Genomic DNA, 24,127 nt, shown 5'->3' with positions numbered 1-24,127 from the left:
AACACCGTTGTGAGGACAGCCTCACCTTCCTCTACCCTGGGCGACGTGCCCGTCTCGGTCGAAGCCCCCGCGCTGCCCTTCCGCATGTTCGCCGTGCAGGTCGCTGCCGTGCAGACCATGTGCCCGAGCGTCCTGCGCGTGACGTTCACCGGCGACGACCTGGATCGGTTCGCCGACAACGGGTTCGACCAGCGGATCAAGTTCTTCCTTCCGCTGGAGAACTCGCCGTACGACGAGCTGCTCAGCCTCGAGTCCAGCGCCGACTGGTACGGCCGCTGGCGCGCGATGCCCGACGACAAGCGCCACCCGATCCGCACCTACACCGCCCGCGGGGTGCGCCAGGACCGCCGCGAGGTGGACGTCGACATCGTCCTGCACGGTGACCTGGGACCGGCGTCGCGCTGGGCCCTGAACGCGGCCCCCGGCGACGACCTGGTGATCCTCGGCCCCAACGCCGAGGCTGAGGGCCCGCACGGCGGCGTCGACTTCGTGCCCCCGGTGCACACCGACCGCCTGCTCATCGCCGGCGACGAGACCGCGCTGCCGGCCATCGCGGGCATCCTCGAGCGCCTGCCCGCCGACGCCCGTGGCGAGGCCTTGATCGAGATGCCGCTCTCGGGCGACCGGCTCGACCTTGTGGCGCCGGACGGGGTGACGGTCCGCTGGTACGGCCGCGACGGTCGCCCCCACGGCGAGCTGCTCGTCCCTGCCGTGCAGGCCGCGTGCGCGCGACTGCTGCCCGGTCAGGCACCCGCGCCGGACGTCGAGCTGGAGGACGTCGACATCGACGAGGGGCTCCTGTGGGAGGTCCCGGTCGACGCCCAGGGCCAGCCCCTGCGGGCCGACGCCGCGCTGTACGCCTGGCTCGCCGGTGAGGCCGCCGTGATCAAGACCCTGCGCCGGCACCTGGTGGCCGAGTGCGGGGTGGACCGCAAGTCGGTGGCGTTCATGGGCTACTGGCGCGCGGGGCGCTCCGAGGCCAACTGAGCCGCTGCTCAGGCGGCCCGTAGCATCGGCAGGTGCCCCCCAGATCACCGCTCCCGGCACGGCACGGCCTCAGCGCCGCCTGGCTGCGGACCCCTGATCGCGACCGCTCCCGCACGGACGAGTGGTCGACGATGGGCGCCTGGCTGCGCGACCGGTTGCCCGAGCACGTCGACGTGCCGCAGATGCTGGCGGCGCAACGCTTCGTCGACGAGGACGGCCGCCCGGTGCGCTCCGAGGACCCCTACTCGCCGCACCGGTTCGTGTGGTTCCACCGCGACCTGCGCGAGGAGCCCGAGGTGACCGCGCCGATCCACGTGGTCCACCGCGACGAGCGCCTGGTGGTCGTCGACAAGCCGGCGTTCCTGTCCACGATCCCGCGCGGCCGACACGTCACCCAGAGCGTCGTCGTCCGGCTGCGTGCCGAGCTGGGCCTGCCGGACCTGTCGCCGCTGCACCGTCTGGACCGGGTCACGTCCGGCCTGCTGATGCTGGCGACCGAGCCCCGGTGGCGCGGGCCGTACCAGACCCTGTTCGAGCACCGGGCGGTGGAGAAGACCTACTGGGCGCTGGCACCGCTGCGCGAGGACCTGGTCCTCCCGGTCGTGGTCCGTGACCACCTGCACAAGGAGCGCGGCGCCTGGCAGGCCGAGGTGGTGCCCGGCGCCCCGGTGAACGCGGAGACGCTCGTCGAGCTCGAGTCGGAGATGGACGGCCGCGGGGTCTACCGGCTGACCCCGCGCACGGGCCGCACCCACCAGCTGCGCGTGCACCTGCACGGGCTCGGCATCCCGATCGTCGACGACCCGCTGTACCCGGTGGTGCACGAGGTGGAGGTCGACGACTTCAGCCGCCCGCTCCAGCTGCTCGCCGGGGAGATCGCGTTCACCGACCCGGTCGACGGCACCCCGCGCCGGTTTCGCAGCGTCCGGCGACTCCCGCTGAGCGCGGAGGGCTGACGTACCCTCGTCCTCGTGGCCACGTTCTCCGCCGTCACCCGGCAGCACATCCTCCAGGCCATCGCCGAGTACGACTCGCGCGGCGGCGACGACTTCCTCGGCGTCTACGGCTTCGCCCCGGGCGGGTACCCGCTCGTGCACGAGGGCCGCAGCTACGACTCGACCGCGATCCTCGGGGTCGCGCACCGGTACGCGACCGGCAGGCTCGCGAGCGCCGACGAGGTGGGCTCGGGCGGCTCCGCGGTCCTGCGCAAGCGCGGGTTCGACGTGACCGAGCCGCCGTCCGCACGCCGCGCACCCGCCCCTCCGGTCCGGCGAGCACCGGCCGCCCGGCGCGCCTCCGCGGCCCCCGAGCGGGTGGCCGCGATCTGCCCGACCTGCGCGATGGCGCTCCCTGCGACCGGCATCTGCGACGACTGCGGCTGACGGCCCGACGACCGCCAGCCGCTCCCGTCAGAGCAGCGAGCGGTAGAGGTCTTCGATGTCGGCGACCGACGCCTCGCGCGGGTTGCCGCCGGCGCACACGTCCTCGAACGCCGCCTTGGCCAGCGCGGGGACGTCGGCCTCGGTGGCGCCGACCTCGCGCAGAGCGGTCGGGTTCCCCAGCTGACGGGTGAGCGCGGCAACGGCGGCGACCGCGGCCGTGCGGGCGTCGTCGAGCGGCATCGTGTGGGCGTCGGCGACCCCGAACGCGGCGGCGATGTCGCGGTACTTCTCCCCGCTGGCCGGCGCGTTGAACGCCATGACCGGCGCGAGCAGGATCCCGTTGGCCACGCCGTGCGGCGCCGAGTAGAACGCACCGAGCGGGTGCGCCATGGCGTGCACGAGGCCGAGGCCGACGTTCGAGTAGCCCATGCCGGCCACGTACTGCCCGAGCGCCATCCGCTCGGCCGCGGCCTCGTCGCCGTCCGCCGCAGCCTGCAGCGATGTGGCGATGACCTGGATGGCCTTGAGGTGGAACAGGTCGGACAGCTCCCACGCGCCCTGCGTGATGTAGCCCTCGATCGCGTGCGTCAGGGCGTCCAGGCCGGTGGCGACCTTGAGCGAGCGCGGGGCGGTGGCCATCATCTGCGGGTCGACGACGGCAAGCACGGGGATGTCGTGGGGGTCGACGCAGACGAACTTCCGCTGCCGCTCGACGTCGGTGATGACGTAGTTGATCGTCGTCTCGGACGCGGTGCCGGCCGTCGTGGGGATCGCGACGATCGGGACCGACGGGTGCGTGGTCGGGGCCACGCCCTCGAGCGAGCGGACGTCGGCGAACTCGGGGTTGGCCGAGATGATCCCGACCGCCTTGCACGTGTCCTGAGGAGAGCCGCCACCGATCGCGACGAGCACGTCAGCGCCGGCTGCTGCGAAGGCCGCGACACCCGCCTGCACGTTCTCGATCGTCGGGTTCGCCTGGACGTCGCTGTAGACCTCGTACGGGAAGCCGGCCGTGTCCAGCAGGTCGGTGACGCGCGCGGTCACGCCGGTCTCGACGAGGACCGCGTCGGACACGACGAACGCCTTGGTGAACCCACGCCGGGCCAGCTCGTCGGGGACGACCTCGATCGAGCCGGGGCCGAAGTGCGCCGTCTGGTTCCAGATCATGCGGTGCGACATCGTGCAGCCTCCTTCGTGGCGTCGTCGATGACGCCGTGAATCGATTCAGGCACTATTCAAGCGCGCGCGTTCGGCAGTCGGGCAGGGCTAAAGGTCCCCCTTCGCGGGCACGCGGCGGGCCCGATCGCAGGCGCGATCGGGCCCGGGCGGGCGGACGCGGCGAGCTAGCTGCCTTCGGAGATGTTCGAGACACCCGCTGTCACGGTGCAGGCCGTCGGCACGGACGCGGCCGTGAGGCTGATGTCGAACGGCGCCGGTGTGCCCGGCACGACCGTTCCGCTCAGGTACGTGGATCCGGCTGCGACCACGGTGCCGGCGGCGTCCGTGCAGATCGCTGCCGCGGCCACGTTCGTGACGGACTGGGTGTACGTCGAGTCGATCGTGCCGGTGACCTTGGTCGACCACTCGTCGGCCAGGATCGTGATGTTCCCGGCGGTCATCGCGATGTCAGGGTGCGCATCCGGCTGGGAGTCGGAGACCGTCACCTGGGCGTCGACCTTGGCGATGGCGGAGCCATCCGGGACGCTGATGTACGTCGCGGTCTGCGACGTCGTCTCCGACGCGATGACGTCGTACGACACGGTCGTTCCCAGCACCGCCCCCGCGGCGTCGTAAGCGGCGTAGTTCACCTCGACCATGACGACGTCGAGCGTCGAGTTCACCAGGGTCGCGTAGACCGTCGGAAGGATGTCGTCGGCGACGAAGCCCACCGATCCGAGAGCGACCTCGCCAGTCTCCTGCGACGCCTCGTCCGTCGCCGGTGCGCTGGACTCGACCTGCTCGTCGGGGGTGGACTCGACGCGGTCCGTGCTCGCAGGCGCATCGCCCGAGCAGCCGGCGAGAACCAGCAGCGCAGCAGCGGTCAGGGAAACGAATGCACTACGACGCGTGACGCGCACCAGAAGCTCCTCAGTCAGGGAGCTCCGGAGTGAAGTTCCGAGGACACAGTGAAGCGCGAGCCGTGCGCCGCTCTGTCGGCTCGCAGCACGCGGCCGGCACCCATTGCCGGGCATCCCAGGACAGTTACGACGGGGTCGTTGCGCGATCGTGATCAGACGCGCGTCGCCGTGGACATCTGCTGCACACAGCGTGAGACGAGCTCCGCACGGTCGGGCGCCCAGCCGGGTCCTGCCGTCATCCCTGGAGGGTGCCGGCCCACCTCCGCGCGCGGTCCGTCTCGCCGTCGGTCAGCGGCCCGGTGGTGCCGGCGACGACGAAGTCCGTGCCCTGCCGGGCACTGAGCCCTCGGCGCCGCAGCATCGTGACGGCCGCCTTGCTGGCGGAGCCGGAGAACCGGCCTTGCACCTTGGTCGCGAACGTGACGACCGGCGTGCTCGACGCCCCGAGCGTGCCGATCCACTCGCGCAGGCCGGAGCTGACGGGGTGCGCCCCGCGGTGGACGGCCGACGCGCGCGACGTGCCGGTCGGCAGGCCGAGGTTGTGCGTCGGCGCGCCCGCCAGGACCAGATCCGCGTCGTCGAGGTGCGGGGTGGCGGACGCGGCGTCGACCAGCTCGACCTCGACGCCGTCCTCCCGCAGCCGGTCGGCGACCACCTGGGCGATGACGTGGGTGTTCCCGAACAGCGACTCGACCACGATCAGGACCCGCATGTCAGCCCACCTGCCATGCCGGGTTGCCGGCCGTGACGGCCTCGAGGGCCGCCCCGAGGACGACAGCCGCCGAGACGAGCGTCGCCGCGGCGAGCACGCCCACGACCGCGGCCCACCAGCGCGCTGCGGTGCCCCCGGCGGGCCGCGCCGGGCGCAGCGGCCCCCAGACGGTGGCCAGCGTCGAGGCGAGCAGCAGGAACACCGAGGTGGTCAGCGCGTCGGATCCGTGCCCGTGCGCCTGCGCGGCGGCCACCTCCCCGGCCGACCCCAGGGACTCGACGGCGGTCAGGAGCGTCGTGCCCGTCCCGCCGGCGAACGCGATGGCCGCCATCGCCAGGACGCCGGCGATGACGACGGGCCATCGCATCGTGCGCCGGGCCCGCGGCGCCGCGACGTAGACGAGTGCAGTCAGCGCCGCCAGCACGGACAGCAGCAGCGCGACCAGACCGAGGACGGCATGAGCAGGCACGGAAGGTCTCCCGAGTCGATGAGACATGATGTCTCATGCAGAATAGACATCATGTCTCAGACGAGTCAACGCACCGGGAGCGCCGGGTCCCGCGTGATCGACGCCGCGGTCGAGCTCATCCGGCAGCGCGGGCTCACGGTCGGCCTCGACCACATCAGCCTCGAGGAGGCCATCGCCGCATCCGGCGTCTCCCGTGCCACCGCGTACCGGCACTGGCCGACGAAGGCGGACTTCCTGCAGCAGGTGCTCCTGCGCGTGGTGCGCAACGCCGAGCTCGAGTCCGAGTCCGACGAGGACATCGCCGCGGTCCGCGACCTGGTGGTCGAGCACCGCGAGGTGCTGGCGACGCCCGCGGGCAGGCGGACGCTCGTGGTCGAGAGCCTGCGGGTGGCCACCGAGAGCGACTTCGGCCGCATCGCCGGCTCGAGCGCGTGGCGCGACCACCTGGCGCTCCGGGCCACCTGCTCGAGCCTGCCGCCCGGCGACCTGCGCGACGCCGTCGCCGCCGAGCTCGCCAGCTCCGAGCGCGCCTTCACCGACCGCCGCGCGCGTGTGTACGCCCGGCTCCCGGACGTCGTCGGCTACCGGCTCGTCCCGTGGCTCGATCCCGACACCGGGTTCACGCTCATGGCCGAGGCGACGGGAGCGCTGATGAGCGGTCTCGTCGCGCGCGCCGCCATCGTCCCGTCGAAGCCGCCGCTGCTCATGCGGGCGCTCGGATCCACCACCGAGTCGCCGTGGACCACCGAGGCGTACGCGGTCGTCGCGACCGTGCTGTCCTACCTCGAGCCGGACCCCGACGTGGTCTGGGACGCCGGTCGGGTGGAGACCGCGATCGCGCGCTCGTTCGACCTCGAGGACGAGGCCCGACGGCTGCGGGTCCGCTGAGCATCTCGACTCCCTCCCGCAGCGTCGGAGCGCGGTCAGGGACCTTCGGCCCTTCAGGGGTGGCTGGCGCACGAGCAGCGTGAAGGGAGGACGGCGCCACGCGAGCGGTGCGGCATGCGGTGAGCAAGGCCCGCCACCTCGCCGTTCGTGCACCGCCCGGCCGGAGTGCCGGTCCGTCGGCACGCCGGAGTCGAGGGTAGGGGGATCCGATGACCGACACCGACACCGCTGCACAAGCGGGCCGCACGCTGCTGCCGAACACTCTGGATGTCGCGGTGACACGCCTCGCCGCGAACACGCCGCCGCCGCGAAGCGGAGCGGGGCGAACGCGCGAGGGCGCACTCGCCGGGGGTCCAGGCGCCGGTGCCGACTCGGCGATGTCGGGCGGATCGGCGTCGACGGCGGCGAACGGTCGTCCTGATCGAAGTCGGGCGCCAGCGACGGGGGACCAGCTCTTCCAGCGAGCGGACGGAGGGGCCAGGTACGCCGAGTACGCGAGCAGGTGGCACGACAGCCGCGCCACCCTGTGGGGCCTGGTCGACACGTGGGCTCGTCTCCTGGTTGCCGTTGCGGCGTCGCTGAGCGCCTTGAGCCTCGTGACGTCCAGCGCCATCGTCACGGCGACTCTGTCGGTGCTGACCGCTGTCGCGTCGGCGCTGAACGCCGCGCTGGAGCCAGCCCAGAAGGAGGGAAGGAACCGTCGGGCCGCCGCGGACTACCGCCCCTTGGCCCGTGACCTCGGGGCGCTGGCCACAGAGACCATGTCGCTCATCTCCGGGCACGAGGAGACCGTGTATGCAGACGGTGCCTACCGAGGCCGGTGGGTCGGACCTCCCGGACTCACGAGCGAGCGGCTAGCCGGAATGGCCAGCGATCTGCAAGATCTCGAGATCAGGCTCTACGCGATCATGGACGCCGCACCATCCCTGAACCGGACGAAGCGCCCCGACTATGCGCCCCGGACCAGGTACGGCTTGCAGCGGATGGCATGGAGGCTCGCGCGGAAGCAGCAAGCGCTGATGGTGGAGGACGTGTTCAACCAGAGCCATCCCCTCGACGACCTGACCGCTCTGCACATCCCCGAGCTCCTCCCTCGAACTCGCTGGGGGATGAGGCGGCTCGAGAAGCGCCTGCACGAGCGCGTGGACCTGCAGAGAGCCCTCCGCGAGATCCAGGACGAAGCCTTCGACGAGACCACCGGCGAGGAGCGCCGGTGACGGCGTGACCCGCGTGCGCCCTCAGTTCGTGGTCACGTGCCCGACCACCAGCCGGTTGATCACGTAGAGCACCACGCCGATGGCCAGCAGCAGGCCCGCGCGCAGGTAGACGTCGGCCTCGCGGCCGGTCAGCGGGGATGCGAGCAGCAGCGACACGACCGCGCCGACCACGGGGACCCAGGTGGGCGCGCGGAACGAGGGGCCGTCGTCGTCCTCGGCGGGCTCGTCGTCGGGCTCCTTGCGCAGCACCAGCACGGAGATGTTCACCACGACGAACACCAGCAGCAGGAGCAGCACGGTGGTGTCGGCGAGCCCGGCCAGGTCGCCGGTGCTCACCAGGGTCAGCGCGATGAGCACGGTGAACGCGATCGCCACGTACGGGGTCTGCCGGCGCTCGTGCACCCGGCCGAGGACCTTCGGCACGATGCCCTCGGTGGACATCCCGTACACGAGGCGCGACGCCATGATCATGTTGATGAGCGCGGTGTTGGTGACCGCCAGGAGCGCGATGACCGCGAACAGTCCGGGCGGGAACGTCAGGCCGGCCACCTTGACCACCTCGAGCAGCGGACCGGTGGACCCGGCGAGGGTCTCGGTGTCCACGAGCATCGACGTCGTGAACGCCACCCCGAGGTAGATGAGGCCGGCGATCGCGAGGCCGCCGAACAGGGCGCGGGGGAAGTCGCGGCGCGGCTTCTTCGTCTCCTCCGCCAGGTTGACCGAGTCCTCGAAGCCGAGCAGCGCGTAGAAGGCCAACGCGGTCGCGCCGAGCACCGCGATCCACGGCGTCCCGTCGGTCTCCAGCTCCATCGTGCGGCCCGGCTGGCCGTCGCCGCTGACCAGGGCCCAGGCGCCGATCGCGAGGATGACCAGCAGGCCGGCCGCCTCGACGAGGGTGAGCACCACGTTGACCCGCACCGACTCCGAGATGCCGATCAGGTTGACCGCCGTGATCGCGAGCAGGAAGAACCACGCGGCGGCCAGTGTCGGGACCGTGACGAACTCCGCCAGGTAGTCGCCGCCGAACGCCCGGGCCGCCGCGGACGCGCTGGTGATGCCGGACATCATCACGGCGAACGCGACCATGAACGTGAGGAACGGGCGCCTGAACGCACGGTTGGCGTAGAGCGCGGCGCCGGCGGCCTGCGGGAACCGGCCGACGAGTTCCGCGTACGACGCCGCGGTCAGTCCGGCCAGCACGAACGCGCACAGGAACGGCAGCCAGATCGCGCCGCCCACCTCGGCGGCGACCTTGCCGGTCAACGCGTAGATGCCGGCACCGAGGATGTCTCCGACGACGAAAAGCAGGAGCACCCTGCGGCCGATGGACCGCTTGAGGGGTGTCGTCGTCACGGTCTGCTCGCTCATCGTCGCCTCCCCCTCCAGTCTTGTGCGCGGAGCGCTCCACCGCGCGTCGACGCGGAACCGTGCCTACGCTCGGACACTCAGCCGAGTTCGGGAGGACCACGCATGATCAAGCGAGTGGTGTTCGTCGCCGGCGTCTCCGCGGGGTACCTGCTCGGTACGCCGTCCGGGCGCCGTCAGCTGGAGAAGATGAAGGTCTGGGCGGGGGACGTCTGGCACGACCCGCGCGTGCAGGACTACGTGCAGGAGTACGAGGCGCAGGCCACGGCGTTCGCCAAGAAGCAGGGCGCCGCCGCGTGGGAGAAGGCCGTCGACACGGCCAAGAGCGCGGTGTCGTCGTCGACCACGAAGTATCCGACCGACGACGCGTCGCCGACCGTGGTCGAGCCGCTGATGGACGCGGACGACGCCAACCCCGGGCAGCGGTGACCCCCACCCCGCTTCCGGCCGCTCCCGGTCAGGAGTCCGTCTGGGACTACCCGCGGCCGCCACGGGTGGAGCCGACGTCCGAGCGGGTGGTCGTGACGCTGGACGGTGTCCCGGTCGCGACCACCACCGGCGCGGTCCGCGTGCTCGAGACCAGCCATCCGCCGGTGTACTACCTGCCGGTCGACGCGTTCGAGCCGGGGGTGCTGGAGCCGGCGGCGGGCTCGTCGGTGTGCGAGTTCAAGGGTCGGGCGTCGTACGTGTCCCTGCGCGTCGGGGGACGTCTGCTGTCGCGGGTCGGCTGGACCTACCCGGCGCCGCTGCCGGGGTACGAGTCGCTCACCGACCGGGTCGCCCTGTACGCCACCGACCTGACCTGCACGGTCGACGGCGAGCTGGTGGTGCCGCAGGCCGGGGAGTTCTACGGCGGCTGGATCACGTCGCGCGTCGTCGGACCGTTCAAGGGGTCGCCGGGCAGCTGGGGCTGGTAGTCGTTGACATGTGACTAATTAGTCACCTATCGTCGTCGGCATGGACGAGGACCTGGTGTTCAAGGCACTTGCGGACGCCACCCGTCGCCACCTGCTCGACCAGCTCTACACGCGTGACGGCCGCACGCTGACGGAGCTCGAGCAGGACCTCGAGATGACCCGGTTCGGGGTCATGAAGCACCTCAAGGTGCTCGAGGAGGCGGGCCTCGTCGTCACGCGCCGATCGGGGCGGGAGAAGCTCCACTTCCTCAACGCCGTCCCGATCCAGCTGATCCACGAGCGGTGGATCGACAAGTACGACGTGCTCGGCGCCGAGCGCCTGCACGCCCTCACCGACCTCAAGACAGCCCTGGAGACCACCATGTCCACCCAGACCGACACGGCCACCACGACCGTTCTCGTCAACCGCATCTGGATCAAGGCCGACGCCGCCACCGTGTGGAGGGCCATCACCTCGCCGGAGTGGAACGCCCGCTACGGCTACAAGAGCCCCTCGACGTTCGACCTCACGCCCGGCGGCGCGTTCACCACGCTCCCGTCGGCGGACATGGTCGCCTACGGCACCCCCGCCGACCAGCCGATCCTCGACGGCGAGGTGGTCGAGGTCGTCGAGAACTCCCGACTGGTGCTCACCTGGCGCACCCTGTGGGACGACGAGGCCCGCGCGGAAGGGTTCACGCGGCTCACCTACGAGATCGAGCCCCGCGGCGAGGGCGTCACGCAGCTGACCCTGGTGCACGACGTGACCGGCGCCCCGCGCACCGCGGCGCTCATCTCCGGCGACCTGCCGCAGTTCGGCGGCGGCTGGCCGCAGATCCTGTCGGACCTCAAGACCCTCCTGGAGACGGGCACGTCGCTGGAGGCCTGAGGGCAGTCGCACGGGCCGGTCGCTCAGGCGGCCGGCCCGTCGCCACGCGCGGGCCGTCGTCGCACTCGCCGAGCTCGGTGCTTCGCGCCCAGCTCGGTGGTTCCAATCACCGATCTCGGCGACAAACGCCGAGCTCGGCGCGTCAGGAGCCGGGCGTCGCCCGGAGGCGGCGGAGGGCTTCCTCCGCGACCGACTCCGGCGGGCCGGTCACCGGGACGTCCACCCCGTCCTCGTCGGCCGCCAGCGGCTCGAGGGTCGCCAGCTGGCTGGCCAGGAGGGTCGCCGGCATGAAGTGGCCGGTGCGCTCCGTCAGCCGGCGGGCGAGCTCGTCGGGCGGGACCACCAGGTGCACGAACCGCACGCGGCCCTGCGCGGTGCGCAGGACGTCGCGGTAGGACCGGCGCAGCGACGAACAGGTCACGACGGTCGGTCCGTCGGCCGCCGTCATCGCGTCCCGGATGGCGCGCAGCCACGGACCGCGGTCGTCGTCGGTGAGCGCCCGGCCGGCGCGCATGGCCTCGACGTTGGCCGCAGGGTGCAGGTCGTCGCCCTCGATCAGCGGGATCCCGAGGCGCGCGGCCAGCAGGAGGGCGGTCGTCGACTTCCCGGTGCCGGACACCCCCATCACGACGAGGTGCTCGGGCTGGCTGGTCACGGCGACAGCCTCGCACGCGCACCCGGGACGACGAGCTCGGTGGCTACAGCCCGGCTCGGTGACTCCAGCCACCGAGCCGGGCGCGAAGCACCGAGCTCGCCGACAGTCCGCGTCGCTCGGGCAACTAAACTCGCCCGATGCCCTCGCTCGTCGTCGACACGACACCCCTGCGTGTCAGCCCGGCGTTCCGGCGGCTGTGGTGGGGGCTGTCGATCTCCAACCTCGGCGCGCAGCTGACGGTGGTCGCGGTCGGGCTCCAGGTGTACGCGCTCACCGGGTCGACCGCGTCGGTCGGCATCCTCGGGCTGTGTGCGCTGGTGCCGCTGGTGTTCTTCGGGCTGTACGGCGGCGCGATCTCCGACCACTACGACCGTCGCACCGTCGCGCTGGTGGCGTCGGTCGTGACCTGGGTGGTCACCCTCGGGCTGGCCGCGCAGGCCTGGCTGGGCAACACGCAGGTGTGGGTGCTGTTCGCGCTGGTCGCGGTGCAGTCCGGGGCGTTCGCGGTGGGCTCGCCGGCGCGGTCCGCGATCATCCCCCGGTTGCTCGACCCGAAGCTCATGCCGGCGGCGAACGCCCTGCAGACCCTCGGGTTCAGCGTCGCGTTCACGGTCGGCCCGCTGCTGGGGGCGTTCCTGGTGGCCGCGTTCGACTACGCCGTCGCGTACACGGTCGACGCCGTCCTGTTCACTGCGGCCCTGTTCGCGGTCTTCCAGCTCCCCGCGCAGCCGCCGCTGCCGTCCGAGACGCGCCGGGGGCGTGCCGGGTTCGCGTCCGTGGTCGACGGGTTCCGGTACCTGGGCACCCAGAAGAACGTGCGCATGACGTTCGCCGTGGACCTGGTCGCCATGATCACCTCGTCGCCGCGCGTGCTCTTCCCGGCGGTCGGGCTGGTCTACCTGGGCGGGGGCGCGACGACCACCGGGGTGATGGCCGCGGCGGCGGCGGTCGGCGTCGGGCTGGCGGGGCTGTTCTCCGGCGGGCTGACCCGGATCCGCTGGCAGGGCCGGATCATCGCGGTGGCCATCACGGTCTGGGGGCTGGCCATCGCCGGGTTCGGGCTGGTCCTCGTGCTCGCCGGCCAGGGGCATCCGGACCAGGTGCTCTGGCTGGCCCTCGCGATCGCGGTGCTCATGCTGGTGGTCGCCGGGGCGGCGGACGCGATCAGCTCGGTGTTCCGGCAGACCATCCTGCAGACCGCGACGCCCGACGACATGCGCGGCCGGCTGCAGGGCGTGTTCATCGTCGTCGTCGCCGGCGGACCCCGGCTGGGCGAGGCGCTGCTCGGCGGGGCTGCCGAGAAGGTCGGCGAGGGATGGGCTGCGGTGGTCGGCGGTTGCCTGTGCGTGGTGCTCCTGTGGGTGCTCGTCCGGACGCAGCGCTCGTTCTGGGACTACGACGCCCGCCACCCGGTGCCCTAGGGCCTGGGCACGTTCCGCAGGTTCGAGCGGGCCATCGCCATGACCTCGCCCAGCCCGCCGCCGAGCACCTCCTTGCTCATCGCCGCGGTGAACCCGGAGACCTGCGCGCGAGTGATCTTCGGCGGCAGCGACAGGGCCCGCGGGTCGGTGACCAGGTCGATCAGCGCGGGACCGTCGTGCGAGAACGCCTGACGCAGCGCGGCCCGGATCTCGGTGGGCTTCTCGACGCGGACCGACGGGATGCCGATCGCCGACCCGATCGCGGCGTAGTCGATCCGTGGGCTGTCGGTGGCGTAGGAGGGCAGCCCGTCGACGAGCATCTCGAGCCGGACCATGCCGAGCGTCGCGTTGTCGAACAGGACGATCTTCACCGGCAGGTCCAGGGCCTTCACCGTGATGAGCTCGCCCAGGAGCATCGACAGGCCGCCGTCCCCGGCCATCGCGACCACGTGCCGACCTCCGCCGGACAGGGCAGCGCCGATCGCGTGCGGGACGGCGTTCGCCATCGACCCGTGCAGGAACGACCCGATCACCCGCCGACGACCGTTGGGCGTGATGTACCGGGCGGCCCAGACGTTGCACATGCCGGTGTCGACGGTGAACACGGCGTCCTCAGGCGCCTCCTCGTCCAGCACCACGGCAGCGAACTCGGGGTGGATCGGCTCGGTGTGCTCGACGTCCTTGGTGTACGCGCCGATCACGCCGCTCATGGCCCGGTGGTGCTTCTTGAGCATCTGGTCGAGGAACCGGTGGCTCCGCTTCGGCTTCACCAGCGCGAGCAGCGCCGTGGCCGTCTCGCCGACGTCGCCGAGGACGACCAGGTCGTTGCGCGTCCGCCGGCCCAGGCGCGTCGGGTCGATGTCCACCTGCGCGGTGCGGACGCCGGACGGCAGGAACTGGTCGTACGGGAAGTCGGTGCCGAGCAGGAGCAGCAGGTCGGCGCCCTCCATGGCCGACTGGCACGCGCCGTACCCGAGCAGCCCGGACATGCCGACGTCGTACGGGTTGTCGACCTGGATGATCTCCTTGCCGCGCAGGCTGTGTCCGACCGGTGCGTTGAGCGCCCGTGCCAGCGCCAGCACCTCGGTGCGCGAGCCGCGCACACCGGCCCCGGCGAAGATCGTCACCTTGCCCGCCGCGTCGATCGCCTCGGCGAGCGCGCGCACGGCACCGTCGTCGGGCACCACCCGCGGGGCCGGTGGGGGAGTGAGCACGTCGATGCCGGCGTCGGGCGCGTCGAGGTCCGCGATGTCACCGGGCAGGGTCAGCACCGCGACCCCGGGAGCGCCGTACGCGTGGTGGATGGCCGACCGGATGACCCGCGGGGCCTGGGCAGCGGTCGAGATCATCTCCGAGTACACCGAGCACTCCAGGAACAGCCGGTCGGGGTGGGTCTCCTGGAAGTACTGGGTGCCGATCTGCGCGCTGGGGATGTGCGACGCGATGGCCAGGACCGGGACGCGTGATCGGTTGGCGTCGTACAGGCCGTTGATCAGGTGCAGGTTGCCCGGTCCGCACGACCCGGCGCAGACGGCCAGCCGGCCCGTGAGCTCGGCCTCCGCGGCGGCCGCGAACGCCCCGGCCTCCTCGTGCCGCACGTGCACCCACGCGATGTCGACACCGTCCTCGCGCGCCCGCCGCACGGCGTCGACCACGGGGTTCAGGCTGTCGCCGACGATCCCGTAGATGTGCCGCGCACCGGCGGCGACGAGTTGGGCGACGAGCAGGTCGGCGATGGAGCGACGTCGTGCCACGGGTGACCTCCGGGGTGCTGGGCGGATCCCCCATGGTCGGCCCGAGGCGGCGACCTCGCACTACCTGGCACGAACGTCAGTCGAGGGCCTCGGTGTACCGGGTCGCGGTGTCGAGGGCCGTCGCAACGGCCTGGCCGGGTGTGTCGCCGACGACCTGCACGCGGATCACGAGGCTGTCGCGCGCGGCCCAGAGGAACGCCGTGCAGTAGGGGTTCGCTGCGGCGCTGCCGTCGTCCTGGAACGACGCCTCGTCGCGCGAGAGCACCCACGCCGTCCAGCCGGGCAGGTCCACCTCGCCCACGCCGGCCGCGGAGACCACGGTCCGCGGCAGGTAGGTGCCGTCGGCGTTGTCCACCCGAGGCGTCTCCTTGTCGGCGGCCCAGCCGTCGAGGTCGGCGGCCTCGGTCGCGACGGCGGTCTGCGCCGAGTCCGCGTCGCTCATCTCGTACACCTCGACCGCCCGCGCAGCGCCGCCGGCGACGGGCAGCGCGACCGGGTCACCCACGGCGAAGGCGTGGCCGGCGACGGACGCGGCCCGCAGGTCGCCGAGCGTCGGGCTGCCGCACTGGGGCAGGGTCGGGCTCGGCGCGGCGGCCTCCTCGGCCTCCGTGGCGGCCATCTCCGCAGCGAGCTGGTCGAGGTACTCCTGCGCCTCGGGGGAGCCCGGCTCGTACTCGTCGCAGCGCTGGACTGTCGCGGTGGGCAGGAGCGTCTCGGTGAGCGCGGTCGTCGCCTCCTCGAACGTCAGCGGCGCGGGCGTCGGGGTCGAGGAGGTCGACGGGGACGCCGCCGGGCCGCCGCCGCCGTCCGCGGAGCAGCCGGCGAGGACCACGATCGCGAGGGCGACGGCGGCACCGCGGGCAGGACGGGAGAGGCACAGCGGGAGCATCCGCCCATCCTCACCTACACGCGGGTGCGCCCACGTCGGCGTCGAGCCTGACGTCACCCGGTCAGCCGAGGGACGCGAGCGCCGCGTGCAGGTTCGCCGTGACCGCCGCGCGGTGCGGCTCCACCCAGTCGCCCTCGAACTTCCGCGGCGTGATCTCGATCATCATCACCAGGCACAATCGCATCCGGTACAGGTCCAGACGGGTCCGGGCGGACGGGCTGTCGACGTCCAGCGGACCGTAGCCCTCGAGCAGCGCGGGCGTCCCGGGCTCGCGGCCCATGGGGTCGACGCCCACCAGGTCGGCCAGCGGGTCGCCCCAGAACGCGCGCTCGGGGTCGATGATCCCGACGACCTCACCGGTGCCCGTGTCGACGAACACGTTCCCGGCCCAGAGGTCGGTGTGCACCAGCGCCGGACGGCGGACGTCGTCGAGCACGTGCGGGTGCGCCTCGAGCGCCGCACGGACCTCGGCCGCCGGTACGGGCACCGACCACCGTGAGGCGTCGTCCAGGAGCTCGTCGATCATGCCGGTGAACGACTCGGTCCAGGTGGCCTCCTGCCGCCCGCACGGGTAGCCGTACGCCGGCCCCTCGATCGCGTGCAGCGCTGCCAGCACGGCTCCGGTCTCCCGCTCCGCGCGCACGGTCCTCGGGTCCGACGACGCCGGCCCGAAGCCCGCGTCGACCCACGGCACCCCCGGCAGGTGGCTGACCACGAGCGCATCGCTCGGCAGCAGCGTCCGCGAGAAGTCTGTGTGCAGCACCTGCGGCATGCGAAGCGCGGGCCGGTCGGCGGCGAGGCCGTAGACCAGCGCCTCGGCGCGCAGCAGGTCGTGCTCGTAGGTCAGCAGCCCGTCGGTGCCGACCGGCGCGGTCTTCACGACGACGCGGGTGCCGTCGGCGAGCGTGACCCGGTACGTCGTCGCGAACTGCCCGCCGGTGAGGCGCTCGACGTCCGAGAGCGGTCCGATCGGAGCAACGAGCGAGGTCAGGGCGTCGTTCACGCGTCGAGGGTACCGACCGAGCGCGCCGGCTCCACGGATTCCGCGACCTCGCACGCCGCCACCGCTGCGCCGCCGGTCGACGAGGGCGAGCCGGCCTCCACGGAGTCGTGCACGTGCTCGCCGGCGTCGCCGCGCAGGGTGCGCAGCGCCGCGAGCGTGGCCACCACCGCGAGCCCCGCGGAGACGACGACCACCAGGAACCCGGCGTGCGACCCGTCGGCGTCGATCTGTGCGCCCGCGATCGACGACCCGACCGACACCCCGACGCCGAGCGACGTCCCCACCCAGGTCAGCCCCTCGGTCAGCCGCTCGCGCGGCACGAGGTCCTGCACCAGCGCGTTGCCGTTGATGAGCGTGGGCGCGATGGCGAACCCGGCGACGAACATGACCGCGGCGAGCGCGACGAGCGACTGCACGAGGAAGAAGAAGCAGACGCCGACCGCCAGCGCGACCATCCCGGTGGCGAACCGCAGGTACAGGGGCCGCTTCCACACCCGCGTGCCGTAGAGCAGCCCCGAGATGAGGGACCCGAGCGCGAAGATCGCCAGGATGATCCCCGCGGACCCCTTGGAGCCGGACTCCTCCGCGAACGCCACGGTGGACACGTCGGTGGCGCCGAAGATCGAGCCCATCGCGACGAAGACGATCGCCAGCACGACCATCCCCGGTTTGCGCAGCACGGACCCCTTCGGCCGCGGGCTGCCGACCGGGGCGGGCGGCGGCTCCGTGGTGCGCAGGGAGAGGAACCAGTAGCCGCCGACGAGCATGGCGACCAGCGGGACGATCAGGCCGGCCGCCGGGGCGACGCCCGTGGCGAGCACGGTGGCCAGCACGGGGCCGACGATGAACACGAGCTCGTCGAGCGCCGACTCCAGCGAGTACGCGGTGTGCATCCGGTGCGGCTCGGCACCCAGCACGCGGGCCCAGCGCGCCCGGACCAGCGACCCGAACGACCCGATCCCCGCGCCGGTGACCACCGCGGCCGCGTACAGCCACCCCTCGGGCGCCTCCTGCGACGCCGCGATGATGACGCCGACGAGCCCCACGGCCGCGATCGCCACGGCCGGGCGCATGATGCGGCCCTGCCCGTGCCGGTCCACCAGCCGGGCCAGCTGCGGGGAGCACAGGGCCTGCGCGACGACGTACACCGCGGACACGCGACCGGCCAGGCCGTAGGAGCCGTAGACGGTGGAGACCATGAGGACGATGCCGATGCCGACCATGGACATGGGCAGCCGGGCGAGCACACCCGCACCGGAGAACGCGAGGGCCCCGGGACGCGTCAGCACGTCGCGGTACGGCTGGAGCATGCAGTCAGTGTGTCATCAGGTCTACCGCGCGGGCGCGCCGTGCCTCACCATTCAAGGCATGACGGACGTGCAGGTCAGCGACGCCCCCGACGAGCACCGGTTCGAGGCGCGCACCCCCGACGGCGAGCTCCTCGGGTTCACGGTGTACGACACGATCGGCGCCACGGTCGTGTTCACGCACACCGAGGTGGACCCGGCGTTCGAGGGACAGGGCATCGCGTCCACGCTCGTGCAGGCCGCGCTCGACGCGGTCCGGGCCAGCGGCCGGGACGTCGTGGCGTTCTGCCCCTACGTGAAGGCGTGGATCGCGCGGCACCCCGACTACCAGGACCTGGTGCGCGCGCCCCAGCACTGAGGCGCGCTAGGCGCCCAGCGCCGCCGAGACCACGTCCTTCGCCTCCGCCTGCACCTGCGCCAGGTGCTCCGCGGACACGAACGACTCGGCGTAGATCTTGTACACGTCCTCGGTGCCGGACGGCCGGGCGGCGAACCAGGAGTTCTCCGTGGTGACCTTCAGGCCGCCGATCGACGCGCCGTTGCCGGGCGCCTCGGTCAGCCGCGCGGTGATCGCCTCGCCCGCGAGCGTGGTCGCGGTGACCTGCTCCGGGGTGAGCCTGGCCAGCGTCGCCTTCTCCTCGCGGGTGGCCGCCGCGTCGACCCGGGCGTACCAGCTCTCCCCGAACTCCGCGACGAGCTCGCGGTGGTGCACCGACGGGGACTTGCCGGTGGTCGCCAGGATCTCCGAGGCCAGCAGCGCCGGCAGGATCCCGTCCTTGTCGGTGGTCCACACGGTGCCGTCCTTGCGCAGGAACGACGCCCCCGCGGACTCCTCGCCGCCGAACCCGACCGACCCGTCCACGAGACCGGGCACGAACCACTTGAACCCGACCGGCACCTCGAGCAGGCGCCGGCCCAGCTTGGCGGCCACCCGGTCGATGAGGCTGGAGGAGACCAGCGTCTTGCCGATCGCGGTCCCGTCCGGCCAGCCCGGGCGCGCGCCGCCGTACAGGTAGGAGATGGCGACCGCGAGGTAGTGGTTCGGGTTCATCAGCCCGTCGGGCGTGACGATGCCGTGCCGGTCGGAGTCGGCGTCGTTGCCGGTCGCGATGTCGAACGGCGCCGGGTCCCCTGCCATGCGGCTGACCAGCGAGGCCATCGCGTACGGCGACGAGCAGTCCATCCGGATCTTGCCGTCCCAGTCGAGTGTCATGAACCCCCACTGCGGGTCGACCGTCGGGTTCACCACGGTGAGGTTGAGCCCGTAGTACTCGCCGATCTCGCCCCAGTACTCGACGGACGCGCCGCCCAGCGGGTCCGCGCCGATGCGCACGCCGGCCGAGCGGATGGCGTCGACGTCGATGACGTTGGCGAGGTCCGCCACGTAGGCGGACAGGTAGTCGTGCTTGAGCGTCGTGTCCGCCGCCAGGGCCGCCTCGGCGCTCACGCGCGGGACCGACTTCCAGCCGGACGCGAGGATCGCGTTGGCGCGGTCGGCGATCCAGCCGGTGGCCTCCGAGCCTGCGGGGCCCCCGTCCGGCGGGTTGTACTTGAAGCCCCCGTCGCGCGGCGGGTTGTGCGACGGCGTCACGACGATGCCGTCCGCCAGGCCGGGTCCCTGCGTGCGGACGCCCTCGGAGCTGCCGGCGCCGTTGTGCCGCAGGATCGCGTGCGAGACGCCCGGCGTGGGGGTCCACGAGTCGCGCGCGTCCACGTGCACCTCGACGTCCGCCGCCGCCAGGACCTCGAGCGCCGAGCGCCAGGCGGGGTCGGACAGCGCGTGCGTGTCGCGGCCGATGAACAGGGGACCGTCGGTGCCCTGCGACCGGCGGTACTCCACGATCGCTGCGGTGATCGCGACGATGTGGGCCTCGTTGAACGCCGAGTCCAGGGCCGATCCCCGGTGGCCGCTGGTGCCGAACACCACGCGCTGCGCGGGGTCGTCCAGGTCGGGTTCACGGTCGTAGTAGGCGCCGGTCAGGGCGTCCAGGTCGACGAGGTCGGACGGCTGGGCAGGTGTTCCGGCGCGCGGGTCCATGTCCCTGATCCTCCCCTACGCCCCGAGGTCCCGCACACCCCTGCCCGCACCGACCGGTAGCCTTTCCGCCATGGCCAAGAACTCGTCCGACTTCGTGCTGCGCCCGTTCGAGGGGCTCCCCGCTGAGCCCGACTGGGTGGCGCTCAAGGAGCTCGTCCCGGCGGCGACCGCGACCGCCCGCACCACCAAGGAGCACGGCTCCCGCGACGTGCTGGTCACCACGGTGCTCCCGACGAGCTGGCCCGCCCTGCACCGCGCCGACGGCGTGATCCTGCTGGCGCTGCAGACCACCAGCAGCTCCAACGACGTCAGCCGCGACCTGGCGCACGCGCTGCTCGAGGCCATCGAGGTCGAGGCCGGCACCGCGGTCGAGACCATCGGGCTGCCTGAGCCGGGCCCGCGCCTGCAGGACGTGCTCGACCTGAGCGTGCCGTTCGAGGTCACCGTCCAGGACTCGTTCGCGTACTGGCTGGCCCCGGACACCGAGCGCACCCCGGACCTGCAGGCCGCGATCGAGGAGGCCGACGGCGGCATCATCGACACGGTCAAGCTCGAGGCGGCCGACGCCGCCTACTGGTGCCGCATGGGCGCGCGCGAGTTCCTGCGCTGGGCGCAGCCGCACGAGGAGCAGGTGGTGCTCGACGGGCTGGCGCGCCTGCACGCCAAGCGCGCGTCCGGGTTCGAGGGCGCCAAGTTCGTCGGCTACTTCCGCTCGGCCGGCCTGGTCGTCCCGGTGTGGGAGCTGGCCAAGGGGTCGGAGGCCGAGGACATCGAGAAGCCGCTGGCCGACTTCGTGCCGGCGTTCGAGGCCGCGCTCGCCGACACCACGGCGCTCGACGCCAACGAGCGCCGTGCCCGCGCCGGGCTGGTGGCCCGTCAGGTCACCCTGCGCTGACCGGCAGGCTCCGCTCAGATAGATAGGGTGGCGGACGTGACGCGCACGGGCGGCAAGGCCGCCGACGACCAGGCGACGACGGCCCCTGCGGACCCCACCGCCGACGGGGTGGCCGCGCCGGTGCCGGACTCGCCCGCGGCGGCCCGCAAGGCAGCCGTCGACGAGCGGAAGGCGGCCGTCCACAAGGCCCGCCAGCGCGTCGCCGTGATCATCCCCGCGAAGGACGAGTCCCGGCGGATCGCGGCCACGGTCCGCTCGGCGCGCGCGATCCCGCACGTGGACCTGGTGCTGGTGGTCGACGACGGCTCGGAGGACGACACCCAGCACGTGGCCCGCGAGGCCGGTGCGGTGGTGGTCCGGCACTCGCACAACCGCGGCAAGGCTGCGGCCATGGAGACCGGTGCCGCCGTCGTCGCCATGCGCGACGCCCCCGACCGCCAGCCCCGCATCCTGCTGTTCATCGACGGCGACCTGGGGGAGACCGCGGTCAACACCGCCCCGCTGGTGCCGCCGGTGTTCGAGGGCCACGCCGACCTCTCCATCGCCCTGATCCCGCCGCAGCCCGGTGCCGGAGGCCGCGGCATCGTCGTCGGCGCCGCCCGCCGCGCCATCGCCTCGATGACCGGCTGGACCCCGACGCAGCCGCTCTCGGGCATGCGCTGCCTGACGCGCGCGGCGTTCGAGGCCGCCACCCCGCTGGCCCACGGCTGGGGCGTCGAGACCGGCATGACCATCGACCTGCTGCGTCGCGGGTTCCGCGTGGTCGAGGTGCCCTGCGACCTGAGGCACCGGCCGTCCGGGTCCGACCTGAAGGGTCAGCTGCACCGTGCGGCGCAGTACCGGGACGTGCAGCTGGCGGTCAACGCGCGCCGGGTGCGCCGCGCCGCCGGGGCCGTGAAGCGCAGCGTCGCGCCCGCCCAGAAGCCGCCGCAGACGCACCGCTAGTCGGCGCGCGCGGGTTCCTTCGCGGGCTCCGCGGGGGCCAGCTCCCCGTCCGGTGCCCCGAGCCGCCACTGCGCGGCCGCCGCGACCAGGCACGGGACCGCGACCGCGATGCCCGTCGCCGGCACGACGATGCCCGAGTCGTTCATGAGGAAGCCGACCGTCAGCGCAGCGGCGATCGCCGCGAACGCCGGCCGGAGCAGGGGAACCGCGCGGGTCAGCCCGGCCAGGGGGCTGCCGGTGCCCATCAGCTCGCCGCGCCGCGGCCGGCCGCCCACGACGACGAGCCACGTGAGCGCGATGCCTCCGATCGCGGTGACGAGGTACCGCCAGGACGTCAGCACGCGCAGGTTCACGGCGATCTTCCGCCCGACGACGTCCCACAGCCCGCCGTCGAGCACGGTGGCGAAGAACCGGCCGAGGTGCGTGCGGTCGGCTGCCGGACGCATCCAGTCGAGGACCGCGAACCCGCCGACCACCACGACGCCGACCAGCGCGATCAGCCCGATCCACCTCCAGCTGACCTTCCGGCCGCTCACCACGATGGTCAGCATCGCGAACGCGAGGATCAGGGCGGGCGGGCCGCCGAAGTCGCTGCCCAGACCCGGGGCGCCGTCGACGACCACGAGCAGCAGGCCGAGCCCGGCGACGACGGCGGTCGCGAGCCCCCTCCGGCCGCGCCGCAGGAGCGGGTCGGCGATGGCGACGGCGAGCAGCAGGCCGGCCGCCGTCAGGAGCGCGAACGCCTGGTTGCTCATCCCGTAGAACCGGGCCGCGAGGATCCGGTGGGCGCCCATCGGGGAGTCGATCACCAGCGTGGAGCCGGTGCAGGCGTCGACCACCAGCACGGCCACGGTCACACCCGCGACGAGCCCCGCGGGGCCTAGCAGGTTGCGCCGCCACGGTCCCACCAGGGCGAGGACCGTGATGACGGCGATCCAGCCGAGCAGCACCCACCAGAACGCGGTGACCGGCATGCTCGAGCGCCACCACGGGACGGTGTTGGTGAGGAAGGAGGCCACCGGCGCGGCGGCCAGGGCGAGCGCGGAGACCTGCAGCACGCGCAGCGCGGGACGCAGGGGCGGGCGGTCGGAACGGCCGGTGCGCGTGAGGATGATCGCGGCGGCGATGAACAGGACCGCCTGGATGAGCACCAGCCGGGTCGAGAAGGCACCGCTCACCCGCGTGACCATGGTGGCGTGGCGCTGGACGTCCAGCAGGTGCGCGACGCGGGCGGTCGCCGCGGACGTCGGCGGGCCGGGCAGGATCTCCGCTCCGCTGAGGGCCGCGGCGCTGTTGTCCAGCCCGATCCCCGCCAGCAGGGTCGGCGTCACGTCGACGGTCTGCAGCACGCCCGCCTGCCGCGTGGAGCCCGAGGTCAGCAGGCTGTCGGCGTACTCCTCACCGTTCGGCGCGAGCCCGGTGGCGGCGGCGAGCTGGAGCGCGGTGCGCCCGGAGTCGGCGAGCGAGACCACGAGCACGGTCGCACCGGAGCGCTGGGCGCCGGCGATGGCGGCGCCGATCCGGGCGTCGATGACCTGCGCCTGGAGCGCCCGGGACGGCTCGGTGATCGCGTCGGGCGTGGACACCTCGGGCGGGGTCGGCTCCTCGAGGACGTCCCCCGGCGCGGTCTCGGTGGGCTGCGGGGTGCTGGGCCGGGCCGTCGTGGCGTACCCGGGGTCGCGCAGCGAGCCGGCGTCGACGACCACGAGCTGCGACGCGTCGAGGGCGTCGCGCACCGCGCGGGTGAGGCCGAGGGAGTTCGTCGGGAGGGTCTCGTGGGTGCCCACCGGGATGCCGTCGGTGTCCGCGAGCGCGATGGCCGCCCCGGGACCGATCCCGGTGACGGCGGAACCGGCCTCCGCGAGCATGTCCCCGAACAGCCCGGGGGTGGCGCCGTACGACTCGGCGTCGGCCGCCGCGACGTAGTCGTCCCAGCCCGGCACCTCGCCGCTCTCGCCGGGGTCGCGCAGGGTGCGGCACGTGCCGTCGTCGGCCCGCAGGTCGGCCGCGCGGGTCCCGGTGGAGACCGCCAGCCAGCCGTCCGCGGGGCAGGACCGGGACGCGACGCTCCGGGCGGCGACCAGACCGATCGAGCCCTCCCGGGACATGCTCCACAGGGCTGGGGTGGTCAGGGTGGTGACGTCGTCCCAGCGCACCCCGGTCATGCCGACGAGGAGGACCGGAGGCTCGTCTGCCGCCTGGGCGGGGGTCGCCAGGAGGATGCCCGCCAGGCTCAGCACCAGGGAGAGCACCGCGCCGCGAAGCAGGGACGCGCGCGGGCGGGCAGGGGTCAGCACCGTTCCAGCCTACGGGCGCACTACCCTCGACCCCGGCGGC

General features: G+C 73.0%; 24 protein-coding genes. 12 read left to right on the top strand and 12 right to left on the bottom strand.

Annotated elements, in window-relative coordinates; genetic code table 11:
• Positions 1–84 precede the first annotated feature (84 nt).
• The 3 genes from ASD18_RS01680 to ASD18_RS01670 are packed head-to-tail and all read left to right on the top strand — an operon-like array spanning position 85 to position 2,369.
• Positions 85–987, top strand: coding sequence for a siderophore-interacting protein (locus ASD18_RS01680; protein ID WP_056091333.1), 903 nt, complete (start codon positions 85–87; stop codon positions 985–987).
• A 32-nt stretch (positions 988–1,019) separates the two neighbouring features.
• The gene (locus ASD18_RS01675; RefSeq protein ID WP_056085909.1) at positions 1,020–1,943 is read left to right on the top strand and encodes a pseudouridine synthase; all 924 of its coding nucleotides are present in this window, start codon (positions 1,020–1,022) and stop codon (positions 1,941–1,943) included.
• Positions 1,944–1,958: 15 nt separating this feature from the next.
• A complete protein-coding gene (locus tag ASD18_RS01670) occupies positions 1,959–2,369 on the top strand; it encodes a hypothetical protein (RefSeq protein WP_056085908.1) in 411 nt (136 codons plus the stop codon).
• A gap of 27 nt (positions 2,370–2,396) precedes the next feature.
• Here ASD18_RS01670 and fucO read toward each other — a convergent pair whose 3' ends face one another.
• The 4 genes from fucO to ASD18_RS21140 form a co-directional block, all read right to left on the bottom strand.
• Positions 2,397–3,548: a lactaldehyde reductase gene (gene fucO / locus ASD18_RS01665; protein ID WP_056085907.1), complete on the bottom strand. Its 1,152-nt coding sequence runs from the start codon at positions 3,546–3,548 to the stop codon at positions 2,397–2,399.
• Positions 3,549–3,712: 164 nt separating this feature from the next.
• Complete coding sequence (locus ASD18_RS01660; protein ID WP_056085906.1) at positions 3,713–4,447, bottom strand: hypothetical protein; 735 nt, start codon at positions 4,445–4,447, stop codon at positions 3,713–3,715.
• A gap of 235 nt (positions 4,448–4,682) precedes the next feature.
• Positions 4,683–5,159 carry a flavodoxin domain-containing protein gene (locus tag ASD18_RS01655; protein ID WP_056085905.1) on the bottom strand — a complete coding sequence of 159 codons (477 nt, stop codon included), beginning with the start codon at positions 5,157–5,159 and terminating at the stop codon, positions 4,683–4,685.
• A gap of 1 nt (position 5,160) precedes the next feature.
• Positions 5,161–5,628, bottom strand: a complete 468-nt coding sequence (locus ASD18_RS21140; RefSeq protein WP_056085904.1) for a hypothetical protein — start codon at positions 5,626–5,628, stop codon at positions 5,161–5,163.
• Positions 5,629–5,679: 51 nt separating this feature from the next.
• Between ASD18_RS21140 and ASD18_RS21135 the strand changes: the two genes are divergently transcribed.
• Positions 5,680–6,516 carry a TetR/AcrR family transcriptional regulator gene (locus tag ASD18_RS21135; protein ID WP_162251717.1) on the top strand — a complete coding sequence of 279 codons (837 nt, stop codon included), beginning with the start codon at positions 5,680–5,682 and terminating at the stop codon, positions 6,514–6,516.
• 209 nt (positions 6,517–6,725) lie between these two features.
• Complete coding sequence (locus ASD18_RS01640) at positions 6,726–7,733, top strand: hypothetical protein (protein ID WP_156387843.1); 1,008 nt, start codon at positions 6,726–6,728, stop codon at positions 7,731–7,733.
• Between the two features lie 21 nt (positions 7,734–7,754).
• On the opposite strand, the gene ASD18_RS01635 is transcribed toward ASD18_RS01640, so the two are convergent.
• Entirely contained in the window at positions 7,755–9,101 is a 1,347-nt protein-coding gene (locus ASD18_RS01635) for an APC family permease (RefSeq protein ID WP_056085901.1), read from the bottom strand.
• 102 nt (positions 9,102–9,203) lie between these two features.
• Here ASD18_RS01635 and ASD18_RS01630 point away from each other — a divergent pair, with 102 nt between their 5' ends.
• From ASD18_RS01630 to ASD18_RS01620, 3 genes are read left to right on the top strand one after another with little or no spacing between them, the layout of a single operon-like run.
• Positions 9,204–9,527, top strand: a complete 324-nt coding sequence (locus ASD18_RS01630) for a hypothetical protein (RefSeq protein WP_056085900.1) — start codon at positions 9,204–9,206, stop codon at positions 9,525–9,527.
• The gene (locus tag ASD18_RS01625; protein WP_056085899.1) at positions 9,524–10,015 is read left to right on the top strand and encodes a DUF427 domain-containing protein; all 492 of its coding nucleotides are present in this window, start codon (positions 9,524–9,526) and stop codon (positions 10,013–10,015) included. The genes ASD18_RS01630 and ASD18_RS01625 overlap by 4 nt, the downstream gene beginning before the upstream one ends.
• 40 nt (positions 10,016–10,055) lie before the next feature.
• Positions 10,056–10,883, top strand: a complete 828-nt coding sequence (locus ASD18_RS01620) for a metalloregulator ArsR/SmtB family transcription factor (RefSeq protein ID WP_056085898.1) — start codon at positions 10,056–10,058, stop codon at positions 10,881–10,883.
• Positions 10,884–11,025: 142 nt separating this feature from the next.
• Here the strand turns inward: ASD18_RS01620 and ASD18_RS01615 are convergent, their stop codons facing one another.
• Positions 11,026–11,538, bottom strand: coding sequence for a gluconokinase (locus ASD18_RS01615; RefSeq protein ID WP_235522224.1), 513 nt, complete (start codon positions 11,536–11,538; stop codon positions 11,026–11,028).
• A gap of 137 nt (positions 11,539–11,675) precedes the next feature.
• Here ASD18_RS01615 and ASD18_RS01610 point away from each other — a divergent pair, with 137 nt between their 5' ends.
• Complete coding sequence (locus ASD18_RS01610) at positions 11,676–12,959, top strand: MFS transporter (protein ID WP_056085897.1); 1,284 nt, start codon at positions 11,676–11,678, stop codon at positions 12,957–12,959.
• Here ASD18_RS01610 and ASD18_RS01605 read toward each other — a convergent pair.
• The 4 genes from ASD18_RS01605 to ASD18_RS01590 form a co-directional block, all read right to left on the bottom strand.
• On the bottom strand, positions 12,956–14,713 hold the full coding sequence (locus tag ASD18_RS01605) for a pyruvate dehydrogenase (protein WP_056085896.1): 1,758 nt from the start codon (positions 14,711–14,713) through the stop codon (positions 12,956–12,958). The two genes, ASD18_RS01610 and ASD18_RS01605, sit on opposite strands and share 4 nt — an antisense overlap.
• A gap of 76 nt (positions 14,714–14,789) precedes the next feature.
• Positions 14,790–15,602 carry a hypothetical protein gene (locus tag ASD18_RS01600; RefSeq protein ID WP_056085895.1) on the bottom strand — a complete coding sequence of 271 codons (813 nt, stop codon included), beginning with the start codon at positions 15,600–15,602 and terminating at the stop codon, positions 14,790–14,792.
• Between the two features lie 61 nt (positions 15,603–15,663).
• Positions 15,664–16,605, bottom strand: coding sequence for a phosphotransferase family protein (locus tag ASD18_RS01595; protein ID WP_056085894.1), 942 nt, complete (start codon positions 16,603–16,605; stop codon positions 15,664–15,666).
• Positions 16,602–17,915, bottom strand: a complete 1,314-nt coding sequence (locus ASD18_RS01590; RefSeq protein ID WP_056085893.1) for an MFS transporter — start codon at positions 17,913–17,915, stop codon at positions 16,602–16,604. Before ASD18_RS01590 ends, ASD18_RS01595 begins: the two co-directional genes overlap by 4 nt.
• A gap of 58 nt (positions 17,916–17,973) precedes the next feature.
• Here ASD18_RS01590 and ASD18_RS01585 point away from each other — a divergent pair, with 58 nt between their 5' ends.
• Positions 17,974–18,270, top strand: coding sequence for a GNAT family N-acetyltransferase (locus tag ASD18_RS01585; RefSeq protein ID WP_056085892.1), 297 nt, complete (start codon positions 17,974–17,976; stop codon positions 18,268–18,270).
• A 6-nt stretch (positions 18,271–18,276) separates the two neighbouring features.
• Here the strand turns inward: ASD18_RS01585 and pgm are convergent, their stop codons facing one another.
• Positions 18,277–19,950: a phosphoglucomutase (alpha-D-glucose-1,6-bisphosphate-dependent) gene (pgm, locus tag ASD18_RS01580; protein ID WP_056085891.1), complete on the bottom strand. Its 1,674-nt coding sequence runs from the start codon at positions 19,948–19,950 to the stop codon at positions 18,277–18,279.
• Positions 19,951–20,020: 70 nt separating this feature from the next.
• Here pgm and ASD18_RS01575 point away from each other — a divergent pair, with 70 nt between their 5' ends.
• Both ASD18_RS01575 and ASD18_RS01570 read left to right on the top strand, forming a co-directional pair.
• Entirely contained in the window at positions 20,021–20,845 is an 825-nt protein-coding gene (locus ASD18_RS01575) for a DUF5926 family protein (RefSeq protein WP_056085890.1), read from the top strand.
• Positions 20,846–20,881: 36 nt separating this feature from the next.
• Positions 20,882–21,790, top strand: coding sequence for a glycosyltransferase family 2 protein (locus ASD18_RS01570; protein WP_056091327.1), 909 nt, complete (start codon positions 20,882–20,884; stop codon positions 21,788–21,790).
• On the opposite strand, the gene ASD18_RS01565 is transcribed toward ASD18_RS01570, so the two are convergent.
• Complete coding sequence (locus ASD18_RS01565) at positions 21,787–24,087, bottom strand: hypothetical protein (RefSeq protein ID WP_082573429.1); 2,301 nt, start codon at positions 24,085–24,087, stop codon at positions 21,787–21,789. The genes ASD18_RS01570 and ASD18_RS01565 overlap by 4 nt on opposite strands.
• Positions 24,088–24,127: the final 40 nt, after the last annotated feature.

The organism is Cellulomonas sp. Root137 (assembly GCF_001426725.1).
Lineage (GTDB): Bacteria > Actinomycetota > Actinomycetes > Actinomycetales > Cellulomonadaceae > Cellulomonas.
Note: the sequence above shows the minus strand (reverse complement) of the source record. Positions and strands in the feature narration are given on the sequence as shown.